The 13,593-nt window shown below is 66.5% G+C and carries 16 protein-coding genes; 3 read left to right on the plus strand and 13 right to left on the minus strand.

The window, feature by feature from the left end:
• Positions 1 to 11 precede the first annotated feature (11 nt).
• From ACGFJ2_RS39810 to ACGFJ2_RS39830, 5 genes are all read right to left on the minus strand, one after another.
• On the minus strand, positions 12 to 623 hold the full coding sequence (locus ACGFJ2_RS39810) for a DUF6879 family protein (protein WP_393477414.1): 612 nt from the start codon (positions 621 to 623) through the stop codon (positions 12 to 14).
• 758 nt (positions 624 to 1,381) lie between these two features.
• Positions 1,382 to 1,966 (minus strand): hypothetical protein, encoded by a 585-nt coding sequence (locus ACGFJ2_RS39815; RefSeq protein WP_393477417.1) that lies wholly within the window; start codon positions 1,964 to 1,966, stop codon positions 1,382 to 1,384.
• 115 nt (positions 1,967 to 2,081) lie between these two features.
• A complete protein-coding gene (locus ACGFJ2_RS39820; protein WP_357948877.1) occupies positions 2,082 to 2,309 on the minus strand; it encodes a winged helix-turn-helix domain-containing protein in 228 nt (75 codons plus the stop codon).
• 253 nt (positions 2,310 to 2,562) lie between these two features.
• Entirely contained in the window at positions 2,563 to 3,186 is a 624-nt protein-coding gene (locus tag ACGFJ2_RS39825; protein ID WP_357948874.1) for a DUF4240 domain-containing protein, read from the minus strand.
• Between the two features lie 238 nt (positions 3,187 to 3,424).
• Positions 3,425 to 3,691, minus strand: a complete 267-nt coding sequence (locus tag ACGFJ2_RS39830; RefSeq protein ID WP_357948871.1) for a winged helix-turn-helix domain-containing protein — start codon at positions 3,689 to 3,691, stop codon at positions 3,425 to 3,427.
• A gap of 305 nt (positions 3,692 to 3,996) precedes the next feature.
• Here ACGFJ2_RS39830 and ACGFJ2_RS39835 point away from each other — a divergent pair, with 305 nt between their 5' ends.
• Positions 3,997 to 4,284 carry a hypothetical protein gene (locus ACGFJ2_RS39835; protein ID WP_393477421.1) on the plus strand — a complete coding sequence of 96 codons (288 nt, stop codon included), beginning with the start codon at positions 3,997 to 3,999 and terminating at the stop codon, positions 4,282 to 4,284.
• A gap of 440 nt (positions 4,285 to 4,724) precedes the next feature.
• Here ACGFJ2_RS39835 and ACGFJ2_RS39840 read toward each other — a convergent pair whose 3' ends face one another.
• Positions 4,725 to 5,888: an acyl-CoA dehydrogenase family protein gene (locus ACGFJ2_RS39840; RefSeq protein WP_393477424.1), complete on the minus strand. Its 1,164-nt coding sequence runs from the start codon at positions 5,886 to 5,888 to the stop codon at positions 4,725 to 4,727.
• 124 nt (positions 5,889 to 6,012) lie between these two features.
• Between ACGFJ2_RS39840 and ACGFJ2_RS39845 the strand changes: the two genes are divergently transcribed.
• Positions 6,013 to 7,326, plus strand: a complete 1,314-nt coding sequence (locus ACGFJ2_RS39845) for a UDP-glucose dehydrogenase family protein (RefSeq protein ID WP_393477427.1) — start codon at positions 6,013 to 6,015, stop codon at positions 7,324 to 7,326.
• 89 nt (positions 7,327 to 7,415) lie between these two features.
• Here ACGFJ2_RS39845 and purE read toward each other — a convergent pair whose 3' ends face one another.
• The 3 genes from purE to ACGFJ2_RS39860 are packed head-to-tail and all read right to left on the minus strand — an operon-like array spanning position 7,416 to position 9,960.
• A complete protein-coding gene (gene purE / locus ACGFJ2_RS39850) occupies positions 7,416 to 7,913 on the minus strand; it encodes a 5-(carboxyamino)imidazole ribonucleotide mutase (RefSeq protein ID WP_393477430.1) in 498 nt (165 codons plus the stop codon).
• A gap of 19 nt (positions 7,914 to 7,932) precedes the next feature.
• Positions 7,933 to 9,081 (minus strand): 5-(carboxyamino)imidazole ribonucleotide synthase, encoded by a 1,149-nt coding sequence (locus ACGFJ2_RS39855; RefSeq protein ID WP_393477433.1) that lies wholly within the window; start codon positions 9,079 to 9,081, stop codon positions 7,933 to 7,935.
• Between the two features lie 24 nt (positions 9,082 to 9,105).
• Complete coding sequence (locus ACGFJ2_RS39860) at positions 9,106 to 9,960, minus strand: hypothetical protein (RefSeq protein ID WP_393477436.1); 855 nt, start codon at positions 9,958 to 9,960, stop codon at positions 9,106 to 9,108.
• Between the two features lie 250 nt (positions 9,961 to 10,210).
• Here ACGFJ2_RS39860 and ACGFJ2_RS39865 point away from each other — a divergent pair, with 250 nt between their 5' ends.
• Positions 10,211 to 10,684 (plus strand): GtrA family protein, encoded by a 474-nt coding sequence (locus ACGFJ2_RS39865; RefSeq protein ID WP_357948851.1) that lies wholly within the window; start codon positions 10,211 to 10,213, stop codon positions 10,682 to 10,684.
• Here the strand turns inward: ACGFJ2_RS39865 and ACGFJ2_RS39870 are convergent.
• From ACGFJ2_RS39870 to ACGFJ2_RS39885, 4 genes are all read right to left on the minus strand, one after another.
• Positions 10,668 to 11,945 (minus strand): ATP-binding protein, encoded by a 1,278-nt coding sequence (locus tag ACGFJ2_RS39870; RefSeq protein ID WP_357948848.1) that lies wholly within the window; start codon positions 11,943 to 11,945, stop codon positions 10,668 to 10,670. The genes ACGFJ2_RS39865 and ACGFJ2_RS39870 overlap by 17 nt on opposite strands.
• Positions 11,946 to 11,948: 3 nt before the next feature.
• Positions 11,949 to 12,617 (minus strand): response regulator transcription factor, encoded by a 669-nt coding sequence (locus ACGFJ2_RS39875; protein ID WP_043620820.1) that lies wholly within the window; start codon positions 12,615 to 12,617, stop codon positions 11,949 to 11,951.
• Positions 12,618 to 12,872: 255 nt separating this feature from the next.
• Entirely contained in the window at positions 12,873 to 13,358 is a 486-nt protein-coding gene (gene bfr / locus ACGFJ2_RS39880) for a bacterioferritin (RefSeq protein ID WP_357948845.1), read from the minus strand.
• A gap of 16 nt (positions 13,359 to 13,374) precedes the next feature.
• Positions 13,375 to 13,551 carry a bacterioferritin-associated ferredoxin gene (locus ACGFJ2_RS39885; protein WP_214633455.1) on the minus strand — a complete coding sequence of 59 codons (177 nt, stop codon included), beginning with the start codon at positions 13,549 to 13,551 and terminating at the stop codon, positions 13,375 to 13,377.
• Positions 13,552 to 13,593: the final 42 nt, after the last annotated feature.

A 13,593-nucleotide genomic window follows, 5' to 3' on the forward strand; every position in this document is an offset into this window, starting at 1 on the left:
CTCTGCGACAGCTACGGTTGACGGGGGGCTGGAAGGGCCGCGACATGGCTGACGAAGAACGACTCCAAGGGCTGACCCGCCTCGTACAGGTCTTGGATAAACCGCTGGCAGCGCACGATGAGGTCGCGGTCGACGAATCGGCGTACCGACTCCAGCACTCCATCGTTGTCGTAAATAGCCTCGTACATCACGGCGTCACCAAGGGTGTATATCTCTGGGAGCGGGGCGTCATTCTCGAAGTCCGCGACCTGGTCCGGAGTCACAACTCGCACGCTGCCGCCGCATTGATCGCGGACCCTTAGCGCGTGCAGCTCCCATTGCAGGTACGGGGTGATCGGTTCTTCGACGACCCGGACTCGGCGGGCGACGAACCCGTGTTCCTCGATGCGGCGGTGATAGTCGGCCATATCGGCGCGTCCAGCCTCGAGAATGCGCAGCGATTCTTCCCATTCGCCTTTTGCGAACGCTTCCCAACTATCATATCCAGGCTCTTTGAAGGTTTGCTGCCGCTCCAGTTTCCAAAAACCCAGGTCGGCGATCGCCCAGAAGTTCTGCTCAAAGTCAGCGTAATAGGCGTGCAGCTCCATTCGCTCGCCGACGGCGCCGTCGAGCAGGTTAGGCATCAGGAATGTCCGCTTTCGCCGCGAGGATCGTCTTCCGTGGGATGATAACCAGCCGTTCGCCGGGGTCGACGCTCACTCCATGAGGGAGGCGACCGTTGTACGACTCCGTAAGGTCCGACCCGATGACCGCGACGTCACCATTGTCAAGCTCCCAGATATCTGGGCAACTAGAATTGCCGGACGTCTGCCCGAGTTCGTGGGATGACTTTCCTATGCGCCTAAGGAAAGATGCGGTTGGATTCGCTTCCCATTTTTCGGCCATGACATTTCCCCTGAGAGATCGTGACCGCTATTACTCGTAGCGAGAGTAGCGTAATCGATGTGCGAGAGGCAAACGTTCTCATCGTGGGTCTACATCCATAGCTACCTGGGATTGCCTTAGCATGCAAGCAGAATTGCATCACAAGTACCCAATACGGGAGTTATGGCGACAGACCAGCAAATGTCAGCCGTGACCGCGGCAACCTTGGCGCCCAAGGCAGCCGAAGGACTTGCCGAGGTCGCAAGGCGGCGCTCGAGGCGCTGGTCGGGTTGGTGCGGCTCACATTCGAAGGTCGCGGTTCCATGTAGTCCGCGCTCGCCGATGCCGAAGCCGATCCGAAAAATGAAGCCAGGGTCGCGGCCCTTCGCCAGGAGTTGGCGCAGGCCGCTACAGGGGATCCTGCGTTCGAGACGGAACTTCGAGGCCTCTGGCGAGCTGCTCCAGTCGCGTCGACCGGGTATGGGCCCCTGACGGAACCACTTCCCGCACCGGTTGGTCAGTCGTCCAATTCCTCCGACGCCACCGTCTCATCCGCGGGCGGGGGCTGGATGTCCGCCTTCATCCCCCAGTCCGACAACCGGAGATCCTCCTCGAAGGCGTAGTACGGCTTTTCTCCGGCGGACTTGTCGAGGCTGTCGTTCGGGTCGTGCCACGCACTCCATGCCCTGCGGACGAGCTGGTCACGGCCGATCCACAACCGCCAGGACACCTTCCAGCTGGCGTACTTGCCCGTGGGCTTGCTGCGGAAGCCGATGCGCATGCCCGGGTTCACCTTGTGGAGTTGCGCGAAGGTGATGGTGCCCTCGTAGAGGGTGGTGCGCACACCGTCGTAGACCCCGGTGGCCCGCTTGCGCGCGGTGGTGGCCAACACTGCTCTTAGCGTGGCAGGGTCGCTGAGGCTGACATGGTGGCCGGACTTCAGAACAAGCTGGCATGGCCACTCGTACGTGACCCAGCTCTTGCCCGGCGGCAGCGGCCGGTCAGGGTCGGGCTTGGCGTACAGCTGGTAGCCGCGCTTTCCGATGCAGACGTTACGGGTACCGTCGCGTCCCAGGTTGAAGTTCGTCAGGTCTGTGGCCACGATCTTGCCCTTTTCACCAGGAGAACCACCACGGCCATTCGTCGCCTCATCACGTAGGGATCTTCGCAGCGACAGATCTCGTCGAAATCACATCTTGATCGGCGACTGGACCTAGCTAGTGCGGGTCCACGATGGATCCCTTGCCCGGCTTGGTGGTGATGAGCCCTCGTTTCCTGAGGGCCTCCATCGCCTTGCGGACAGTGACGCGGGCGACGTCGAACTCTTCTTGTAGCTTCACCTCGGAGATGAGCGTCAGGGTCGGGTAGGTCCCGTCCTCGATGCGCTCCGCCACGACGTTGGCTATCTGCTCCCACTTGTAGAGCCGCGGGTCCCATTCGATCACAGGACGACCTTAGATATCCCTGGACCTGATGCATAGAACAGGCAGGCCTAGCGATGGCATGGCTCCGGGGACCGACGCTGGCGGTATGGCGTCGGCGAGTGGCGGTCGGGAGCTCCAGCGGGTGGAGCCTCTCGTCGTGTGCACCCCGGCTTGTGGTGTCGCGGGTGCGCACCAATCGGCACCCACTCATCGGCGCCCCCGCCACGCAGTGGAGCCGCAGCTGTACGCGCCTACACCTGCGGCTGCGAGATCGTCACTGGTCCCGGTAGCGGGCTATCCTCGGCAGCCTGCGAGCCAATTCCTGCTCGTCGTCGAAGTCCCACTGCTCTCCGTGGGGGATGCCGCCGAGCGCCGGAATCAACGGGAAACCGCTTGAAACGCCGCGTGCACTCACAGCTTCGCCGAGCCCGTCCGGATCCTTTCCGGTCACCTGTTCGTAGGCGTGATACGCCACGTGGGCCAGCTGCTCGAACTCAGGTCGCTCTTCCCTCATCTGCTCCGGATCTTGGCGCTGGCGCTTGGTTGAGCTGCCATATGACTTCTCCAGCTCCAACAGGTGCAGCACCTGGGGCTGCTCGATCAGCCGATCAGGGCAGTCAGTGATGGTGTCGAACGTCTTACGCCCCAAGCTGATGAGCCAGCTCACGAAGTACTCGAAGCCGTCGAGCGAACCCATGCCGAACACGAACCAGTACGTTGCATAAAGATCGATGGTGCAGCCGCGGTTGTGTGTGATCGTCCACCAACTGTCATAGTCGATGATCTCTTCGACCGGGCGGCGAGAGAGCTCGTCTTCCAACCACGCGACACGCGTTTTCCTCGTGTCGGTCTCACGTCCGGAACGCTCGATCAGGTCCCAGAACTCATCGACATCCATGCCGCGTGATGCTGACACCCCTCGGCCACCTTGTAAGATCACGGATCAGGCTGAGATTGAAGATCAGCCAGCGTTCCGGCGAACCCGGCCCGCCCCACAAGAAGCAGCGGGTCTCCGCACGTCAACGCTTACTTCAACAACTGCCGGGCGATCACCATGCGCTGGATCTGGTTAGTGCCCTCGTAGCCCTCGATGGACAGGTTCGCGCCTCGTCTACCACGCCGCTATGGGCCGGCGATTACTCGTCCGCGTGCTCAGCGGTGACGAAGCTGCCGAGGTTGGGGACGGTGTAGACCCTGCCTGCGTTTCTGAGGCGTTCCATGGCCTTGCGGATGGTAGGGCGGGCAACGCCAAACTCCTCCATCAGCTTGACCTCGGAGATCTTGAACTTGGGCCCCCACTCCCCTGAGTCGATCCGCGCCTGGAGAACTTCGAGGATCTGCTCCCAGCGGGAACGATCCTCATCAAACTCCCACATACGGGTGTGCTCGACATATCTGGCCACATTACAAGGCTAGAGGGGAGCTTCACGGCCCTCCCAAGCGGATCATGAAGCTCCATGGAGCTTAATGGAATAGACAGGCACTTACAGGCTGTCGTACTCTGGCGGTATGGCGTCGGTGACTGGTGGTCGAGAGCTCCTCCGGGTGGAGCTTCCCGCCGTGTGCGCCCCGGGGGGTGTCGCGGGGGCAGCCCGAGCGGCACCAGTCAGTCACCAACGCCGTCCCCGATCATGCGGCGCGAGCCATCGCGGGCAGCGTGACGATCCCCTCACGACAGTGACAAGAGACCAAGAGATACGGAGAGCGCGTGACCGACCTCGAGACCTCCCACGGCCTCCACCCAGCAACTCCCCGAGCGGACGTCACCCTCGTGGACTGGTATCCGTGGTATCCGAGCAGCACAGTCACTCGCGTACGCGCCTACACCTGCGACTGCGCACCAGTCGTCTACGAACTGTGCGCCGCGGGCGGACACACCTACATACGGCGCTGCGACTGGTCCACCTACCCCACCTCGATCATGGAGAGCGAACGCATGATCGACCGTCGCGCCCAAGACCTATGGATGCGCATCATGAGCGGCGAGGCGAGGTAAGCGACACGCGGCACCCGTGGCACTGTCCGTCACCACGACGGCACGGGCTCGTCCTCCGGCAGAAGGTCATTGAAATCCAGGAGATCACGACATCCGCGCGCCGAGAGGCCGTTGGTGAGTGACGCCTGGACCTGGGCGGACAACCCCGACGCCGAGCATGTCATCGCAGGGCTTCCTCCGACGGTCATCTTTGAGGTTGAGCGGCTTGCCGACCAACTCGCAGTCCTCGGGTGGCCGCAGTCTCCGGGTTTCGTCTGGCTGAGGATACGGCGAAGCGGCTTTTTGGCTGGGGGTTTGGGGGGCCGCGCCCCCCAATGTCACAGCCCGAGCCCCAGGCGCGAAGCGCCCCAACGAGGACCACGCCTGTAAAGCCGGGGGTTTGGGGGGTCGCACCCCCCAATGTCACGGCCTGAGCCCCGGCGAAGACGATGCTTGTAGGGCTATTTGAGGAGTTGCCGGGCCATCACCATGCGCTGGATCTGGTTGGTGCCCTCGTAGATTTGGGTGATCTTGGCGTCGCGCATCATCCGTTCCACCGGGAAGTCCCGTGTGTACCCGTACCCGCCCAGCAACTGCACCGCATCAGTGGTGATCTCCATTGCCGCGTCCGATGCCGCGCACTTCGCGGCGCTCGACAGGAACGTGAGGTCCTTCTGTGGCTGGCCGTGCATGGCCAGTTCGGACTTGGCCGCCGCGTGGTACGTCAGCTGCCGAGCCGCCTCCAGTTTCATCGCCATGTCCGCGACCATGAACTGCAGTCCCTGGAAGTCCGCGATCGGCCGGCCGAACTGCTTGCGTTCCTTGACGTACCCGATGGCGTAGTCCAGCGCCCCCTGCGCGATTCCCAGGGCCTGGGCGGCGATGGTGATGCGGGTGTGGTCGAGGGTCGCCAGGGCGGTCTTGAAGCCGGTGCCCGGGTCGCCGATCATGCGGGAGGCGGGGATGCGGACGTTCTCCAGGATCACCTGGCGGGTGGGAGAGCCCTTGATCCCCAGCTTCTTCTCTTTTGGCCCGAAAGAGACGCCTTCGTCGGATTTTTCCACGATAAAAGCGGAAATGCCGCGAGGGCCGGCCGTCGGGTCCGTGACCGCCATCAGCGTGTAGTACTCCGAGACGCCCGCGTTCGTGATCCACATTTTTGTGCCGTTGAGCACATAGTGGTCGCCGTCCAGCACCGCCCGGGTGCGCATGGCCGCGGCGTCCGAGCCGGCCTCCCCCTCAGAGAGCGCGTACGAGAACATCGCGTCCCCACGGGCCACCGGCGCCAGGTAGCGGGCCTTGAGGTCGGCCGAGGCCGACAGCAGCAGGGGCACCGTGCCGAGCTTGTTCACCGCCGGGATGAGTGAGGACGACGCGCAGGCGCGGGCCACCTCCTCGATCACGATCACCGTGGCCAGCGCGTCCGCCCCGGCGCCCCCGTATTCTTCCGGGACGTGAACGGCGTGCAGGTCAGCCGTCACAAGCGCCTTGTAGACGTCCCAAGGGAACTCCTCGGTCTCGTCCGTCTCCGCGGCGCGCGGGGCGATCTTCTCGTCGGCGAGGGCTCGAATCGTCTCCCGGAGCATGTCGTGCTCTTCGGCGGGCGCGTACAAAGGGAAGTCCATGGCGAAATACTAGGACGTCCGACCATCTTGTTACTAGGCGGTACAGTTTGCGGAAATGCCCAGGTGGCACAGAACGAGGTAGCGCGGGCCGGTAACATGCCTGGCACTCGAAAGGAGCTCTCTCGTGCCATATCGCCTCACGGTGATCGGGACCGGATACCTGGGCATCACGCATGCGTCCTGCATGGCGGATCTAGGATTCGACGTCCTGGGCCTCGATATAGACGCCGACAAGGTTCGCCGGCTCAACAGCGGTGAGCTCCCGATCCACGAACCGGGGCTCGAACCCGTTCTCCGCCGTGGACTCGACTCCGGCCGCCTGCGCTTCACCACGTCCTATGAGGAGGCGGCGGCCTTCGGCGACGTGCACTTCGTCTGTGTGGGCACGCCGCAGAAGCGCGGCGAGTACGCCGCCGACGTCTCCTACATGGACAGCGCCATCGAGTCGCTGGCCCCGCACCTCAACCGTGAGTGCCTGGTGGTGGGCAAGTCGACGGTGCCGGTGGGCACCGCGGAGCGGCTCGCCGACAAGCTGGCCCGGCTCGCCCCGGCCGGGGCCGAGGTCGAGCTCGCCTGGAACCCCGAGTTCCTGCGCGAGGGCTATGCCGTGGAGGACACGCTCAAGCCCGACCGCATCGTGATCGGCGTGCGTTCCGAGCGGGCGGAGAAGGTGCTGCGCGACGTCTACCAGCCGCTCGGGGAGATCCCGATGGTGGTCACCGACTTCGCGACGTCCGAGCTGGTCAAAACGGCCGCCAACGCGTTCCTCGCCACCAAGATCTCCTTCATCAACGCGATGGCCGAGGTCTGCGAGGCCGCCCACGCCGACGTCACAAAGCTGTCGGAGGCGCTGTCGTACGACGACCGCATCGGCGGCCGATACCTCAACGCCGGGCTCGGGTTCGGCGGCGGCTGCCTGCCCAAGGACATCCGCGCGTTCATGGCGCGGGCGGGCGAGCTGGGGGCGGACCAGGCGCTGACGTTCCTGCGCGAGGTCGACGCGATCAACCTGCGCCGCCGCGCCCGCATGGTGGACCTGGCCCGCGAACTGGCGGGCGGTTCCTTCCACGGCTGTACGGTCGGCGTGCTCGGTGCCGCCTTCAAGCCGAACTCCGACGACATCCGCGACTCCCCCGCGCTCGACGTGGCCGTGACGATCGGCCAGCAGGGCGGCCAGGTGACCGTGTACGACCCGATCGCCCTGGACAACGCCCGAAAGGCACACCCCGAGCTGCACTACGGCGAATCGGCCCTGGAGGCCGTCCGAGGGGCACACGTGGTGCTCCTGCTCACGGAGTGGCCGGAATTCGTCGACCTGGACCCGGAGGAGCTCGGCCAGGTGGTCGCGGCCCGCCGCATCGTCGACGGCCGCAACGCCCTGAAGACCGAAACCTGGCGCTCGGCGGGCTGGCACTACCGCGCCCTGGGCCGCCCCTAAAGCACCCCAAGAACCCCAAAGCGCCATAAAGCACCAAGACCACGCTTGCCGGCCGAAAGGCAGCCGCCCAACGGCCGGCCGGCGAGGTGCTAACCGCCCAGCCGAGCCGCTTCGGCGCGCAGGCGTTCGCCCTTGGCATGGGCCTGTTCCCTCAGCTCGCCCTGGAACTCCTCCATGCGTTCCCGCAGCTCAGGGTCCGACACCCCCAAGATGCGTACGGCCAGCAGCCCCGCGTTACGCGCCCCGCCCACCGCCACAGTGGCCACCGGCACCCCGGCCGGCATCTGGACGATCGACAGCAGCGAGTCCATCCCGTCCAGGTACTTCAGGGGCACCGGCACCCCGATCACCGGCAGCGGCGTCACCGAGGCCAGCATCCCCGGCAGGTGGGCCGCGCCCCCCGCGCCGGCGATGATCACCTTGACGCCGCGCGCCGCGGCCTGACGGCCGTACTCGATCATCTCCGTCGGCATCCGGTGCGCGGAGACCACGTCGGCCTCGAACGGTACGCCGAACTCCGCCACCGCCTCGGCCGCGGCTTTCATCACCGGCCAGTCGGAGTCACTGCCCATCACAATGCCGATCATGACGACACCCGCAGAGATCTCACGTGTACTCCCCCGTGGTCAGGTAGACGGCGGCGTGCCTGGCACGAGCGCGTACGGTCTCGAGATCGTCGCCCACAGCGGTCACATGGCCGATCTTGCGGCCGGGACGGACCTCTTTGCCGTAGAAGTGCAGTTTGATGCCGGGGTCGTGAGCCATCACGTGCTCGTACCGCTTGAACAGGTCGGGGTCGTCGCCACCGAGCAGGTTGGCCATGACGACGACGGGCGCGCTCATCGACGGCGAGCCGAGCGGCAGGTCGAGCACGGCCCGCAGGTGCTGCTCGAACTGCGACGTGCGGGAGCCGTCGATCGTCCAGTGGCCGCTGTTGTGCGGCCGCATGGCCAGCTCGTTGACCAGCAGCCCGTCGGCCGTCTGGAACATCTCCACGGCCAGCAGCCCGGTCACGCCCAGCTCGTGCGCGATCTGCAGCGCGATCCGCTGGGCCTCGGCGGCCTCCTCCGGGTCCAGGCCGGGGGCGGGCGCGAGCACCTCGACGCAGATCCCGTCCTGCTGCACGGTCTCCACGACCGGGTAGCTGACGCCCTGTCCGTGGGGCGAGCGGGCGACGAGTACGGCCAGCTCCCGCTCGAACGGCACGAACGCCTCGACCATCATCGGCACACCACTGCTCAGGGCCTCCGTGACCTCCGCGGGGGTCCGGCAGACCCACACCCCGCGCCCGTCGTAGCCGCCCCTGATCGCCTTCAGCACGACCGGCCACCCGTGCTCGGCGGCGAAGGCGGAGACGTCCTCGACGCCCGACACGCGGGCCCAGGCCGGGCAGGGCGCGCCGAACGAGGTCAGCCGCTCGCGCATCACGGCCTTGTCCTGGGCGTGCACCAGCGCGTCGGCCCCGGGCCGCACCGCGTAGCCCTCGGCGGCCAGCGCCCTGATGTGCTCGGTCGGCACGTGCTCGTGGTCGAACGTGATCGCGTGACAGCCCGTGGCGAACTCGCGCAGGTCGGCCAGCTCGCGGTAGTCGCCGAGTCGCGTGTCGACGATGACCCTGGCGGCGCTCTCGTCAGAGGTGTTGGCCAGCACCCGCAGTTCGACGCCAAGCGCGATGGCGGACTGCTGCGTCATCCTGGCCAGCTGGCCGGCGCCGACCATGCCGACGACCGGCCCGATTGGACTGTTTGCACTCACGCCAGCTGAGCTTACCCAACCCGCTCAGGCGGGGCCGCGCCGCACGCCGACCGTGGTCAGGCCCTCCGCCGCCTTGATGACGCTGGCCAGGACGATGATCTCGGCGTCCTTCTTCAGCGGGTGGGCCAGGGCCGACGCGCCCGCCTTGGGGCGCTGCCGGTAGACGACGCGCAGCGCGTCGAAGGCGAGCATGGTGTCGGCCGACAGGGGGAGTGCCATCGTGGGCTGCTCGGGCAGCTCGACGTCGATGTCGAGCCGGTCCGGCCGTACCCGCCCGGGAAGCGCGGCCAGCTCGTCCCGCAGGCCGCGTACGGGATCCCCGGCCGGGAAGCGCACGCCCGCCACCCCGGCCGGGTCGGTGAGGTAGGTGAGGTGACGCTGCGCCACCACGCGGGCCTGGCTGATCAGCCCCGCGTCGGGGGTGATGGTGGTCGGCGTCTCCGGCGCCGCGCCGCGCGCGGGGATGGGTCCCGCGCCGAGCCGCCAGCGTCCGCCCTCGCGCAGGAACACGAAGTACGCCGGCGACGGCTTGCTCGCCAGAGCGGCGAACCAGTCGCCCTCGCCGGGCAGGAAGAAGCTGGGCTCGCTGTAGAGAGCCGGGCGGCCGTTCCGGGTGCCCTCACAGGCACGACCGCCCAGCGTCCTCTCCACCCACGTGGTCAGCTCGGCGACGGCGGCGCAGTCCCGCCGCTTCCATGCCTGGTCGAGCTGGCCGAGCAGCTGGAACGCCTGTTCGGCCGTCGCCGTGTCGACGCTGTGGGCGGCCGCCGGAGCGGAGGTCGGATCCTCGGGGGGCGCCACCGTGGCGACGCCTGTGGTGCCGCAACCGGCCGCCATGACGGTCAGGCCGGCGAGCAGGACGAGCAGTCGAAGCGGCACGGGTGAACCCCGAGGGTCGTGGCCGTCTGCGACGGCGGTCCGTCTGAGCCCATCGCCGGTACGTACCGGCGATCTGCCACCGCAGCGTAACGCCCCAGATTCGTAATTGTCGGGCATAAGGCGATTTTTGTAAGCGTGTTGATAGGGGTGGGATGTCATCCGCCGTGGCCCACCACCAGCCTGACGGCCGGTACGCTGAAGTGGTCATGACCTGATTTGCGCCACGACCGGGAAGGGCCGAGTAGCAGACGTGAACTTCGCCAAGGGGCTCTACCAGCGGTTCTCGTCTCTCCTGCATGAGCTGACGAAGTTCGGGACCATCGGTGCCATCGCGTTCGTGGTCGACACCGGCCTGTACAACGTGTTCCTGGCGCTCGGCATGGGCCCGCTGACCTCCAAGGTGGCGGCCACGGTCATCTCGGCGACGTTCGCCTACCTGGGCAACCGCTTCTGGACCTTCCGGCATCGCGAGCAGAGCGGCCTGGGCCGCGAATACTTCCTGTTCTTCCTGCTCAACGGCATCGCCCTGCTGTTCGGGTTGCTGACCATCGGGTTCACCAAGTACACCCTGCACCTGCACGACCTGCTCAGCCTCAACATCGCCAACTTCGTCGGCGTCGGCCTCGGCACGCTGTTCCGCTACTGGTCGTACAAGAAGTGGGTGTTCCTGGAGGCCACCGAGCCCATCCCCACGGAGCTGCCCGGGGTCAAGCAGGACCGCTGACCACGCGGGTCCTGTCGTTCTCCTCTGCGTGGCGCAGGAAGATGGCGAACGTCGCCGGACGGCGCCGTACGAGCTCCAGACGACCCCCGTCGGCGGCGGCCAGCGCGCGGGCCAGGGTCAGCCCCAGGCCGGTGCCCCCGGCACCGCTGACGTTGCGTTCGAAGACCTTGGGGGCGATGTCGTCGGCGATGCCGGGGCCCTCGTCGGAGACCTCGGTCACCACGTAGTTGTCGCCACTGGTCGTGGTGACGGTGACGGTGCCGCCGCCGTGGCGCAGGGAGTTCTCCAGCAGTGAGGCGATGACCTGGCCGAACCCGCCGGTGGTGGCCAGCGCCCTGAGCCCGCGTGAGCCTTCGAGCAGCAGCGAGCGGCCCTCGCCGCGGAAGACCGGCTCCCACTCGGTGACCTGCTGGACCAGGACCTCGTCGATGCCGACGGGCTTGGCCTGGGCGTGCCGCTGGCGGCGGGCGGCGGCCAGCAGTTCGTCGATCACGGCGGTGAGCCGCTCGGCCTGCACGATGGCCGCCTCCCCCTCCTCACGGACCACCTCCGGCTCCTCGCTGGCGGCGACGATCTCCTCCAGGCGCATGGTGAGGCCGGTCAATGGGGTGCGGAGCTGGTGGGAGGCGTCGGTGGCGAACTCGCGTTCTCTGGTGAGCAGGTCGGAGATGCGGGTGGCGCTGCGGTCGAGCACCTGAGCCACCCGGTCGAGCTCGGGTATGCCGTAGCGATGTTTGCTGGGCCGGGCGTCCCCGGACCCGAGCCGGTCGGCGATCTTCGCCAGGTCCTGCAAGGGCAGCGTCAAACGGCGTGACTGCACGATGGCGAGGCCCACCGCCACCGCCAGAGCCGCGACGGCCAGGGCCACGATCAGGAGCAGGCGTGCTCGAACATCCTGCTCCACCTGGTCCCGGTCGCGGCTCACCCGGACATAGATCCCGTTCTCGGACTGGGCGTCCGCGGTCATCTCGTGGCCGGGCGGCGGTGGGGTGCCGACGATGGTCGCCTTGGGCTGGGTGGCGCGCTCGTAGATCTGGATGTAGCGGTCGGGGTACTTCTGTTTGAGTTGCTGAGGATCGAGAGGTGTGTCCTGGATGCGGGCGTACTCGACCTCCCCCACCAGGCGCGTCGCCTCCGCCCTGAGCTCCTGGGCCGCCTCGTCGACGATCAGACGGCTGACCACGATGCCCAGGGGGACCCCCAGCAGCAGGACCGCGATGACCGCGACGAGCAGGGTGGATGTGAGCAGGCGTCGGCGCATCTCCTACTCGCGTTCGAAGCGGAAGCCGACTCCTCGGACGGTGGTGATGTAGCGAGGCTTGGCCGCGTCGTCGCCCAGCTTGCGGCGCAGCCAGGAAATGTGCATGTCCAGGGTCTTGGTGGACCCCCACCAGTTGGTGTCCCACACCTCCCGCATGATCTGCTCACGGGTGACGACCTTGCCGGCGTCGCGGACGAGCACGCGCAGCAGGTCGAATTCCTTGGTCGTAAGATGCAGCTCCTTCTCTCCCATCCAGGCTCGGCGGGAGTCGGCGTCGATGCGGACGCCCTGCACCACCGGCGTCTCCGAGGTGCCCCGGCGCAGCAGCGCACGCACTCTGGCGAGCAGCTCGGCGAGCCGGAACGGCTTGGTGACGTAGTCGTCGGCGCCGGCGTCGAGGCCGACGACGGTGTCGACCTCGTCGACGCGGGCGGTGAGTATCAGGACCGGGGTGCCGTGCCCTTCGGCGCGGATCCGGCGCGCGACCTCCAGCCCGTCCATTTCTGGCAGGCCGAGGTCGAGAACGATGAGGTCGATCCCACCCGACAGGGCCCTTTCCAGGGCCTGCGGGCCGTCGGGGCTCACCTCAACCTGATAGCCCTCTCGGCGCAGCGCACGCGCGAGCGGCTCGGAAATCGAGGTGTCATCCTCGGCGAGAAGTACGCAGGTCATAAAGCGATCGTAGGACCTTAGGCGATCGTTTCCCGGTCACAGCGCGCGGTTTGACTCGTCGTTGACCTATCCATTGACCTGGGCAAACACAGATAAATGTCAGTTAGTCCCGCTTAAATTACCGCACTCGTCGGAGACAAAGGCGATTCCCGATCTTGCAGAATCGCAAAACCTTCTGTAGCGCCCGGCGTGTCGCGAAAACGCGCGCGCCCGCCGGGAGTACCGGCGGGCGCGTGGGACGGGCTCGATGGAGATTCACTCATCCGAGGAGGGCGGCTCGGCGTAGCGGGCGAGGTAGAGCTGCTCGCCCAGCGCCCTGATCAGGGACAGCTCGGTCTCCAGGTAGTCGATGTGGAGCTCCTCGTCCGCGAGGATGTCCTCGAAGATCCGCGCGGAGGTCGCGTCGCCCTTCTCCCGCATGAGCTGGATGCCCGGCCGTAGCCGGGACACGACCGACAGCTCCACCTCCAGGTCGGCCCGCAGCTGCTCCTCGACCGTCTGGCCGATGTGCAGGGTGCCTAGGCGCTGGTAGTTGGGCAGGCCCTCAAGGAAAAGGATGCGATCGGTGAGGCGCTCGGCGTGGCGCATCTCATCGATGGATTCGGCTCGGGTGTGCTCGGCGAGTTTGGTGTAGCCCCAGTTCTCCTGCATTTTGGCGTGCAGGAAGTACTGGTTGATCGCGGTCAGCTCCGCGGTGAGCTGCTCGTTGAGCAGCTCGATGATCTGGATGTCGCCCTGCATGAACGGGCTCCTCGTGCTATGCGGTTGTGAGTTCCTCAGACCGCTTCAGGATCGCACATATCTTCCTGACACAAGTCGCGCAGTCGCCCCCGGCGCCCGTGGTGTCGCGGATCTGCTTGGCACTCCTCGCGCCCGCGGCAATGCAGTCGTGCACCTCGTTCTCGGTCACGGCACGACAGACACACACGTACATGCGGGGAAAAGCCTCTCACGTCGAAGGGGACACCAAAGGTTA

The organism is Nonomuraea sp. NPDC049028 (assembly GCF_043197735.1).
Taxonomy (GTDB): Bacteria; Actinomycetota; Actinomycetes; order Streptosporangiales; family Streptosporangiaceae; genus Nonomuraea.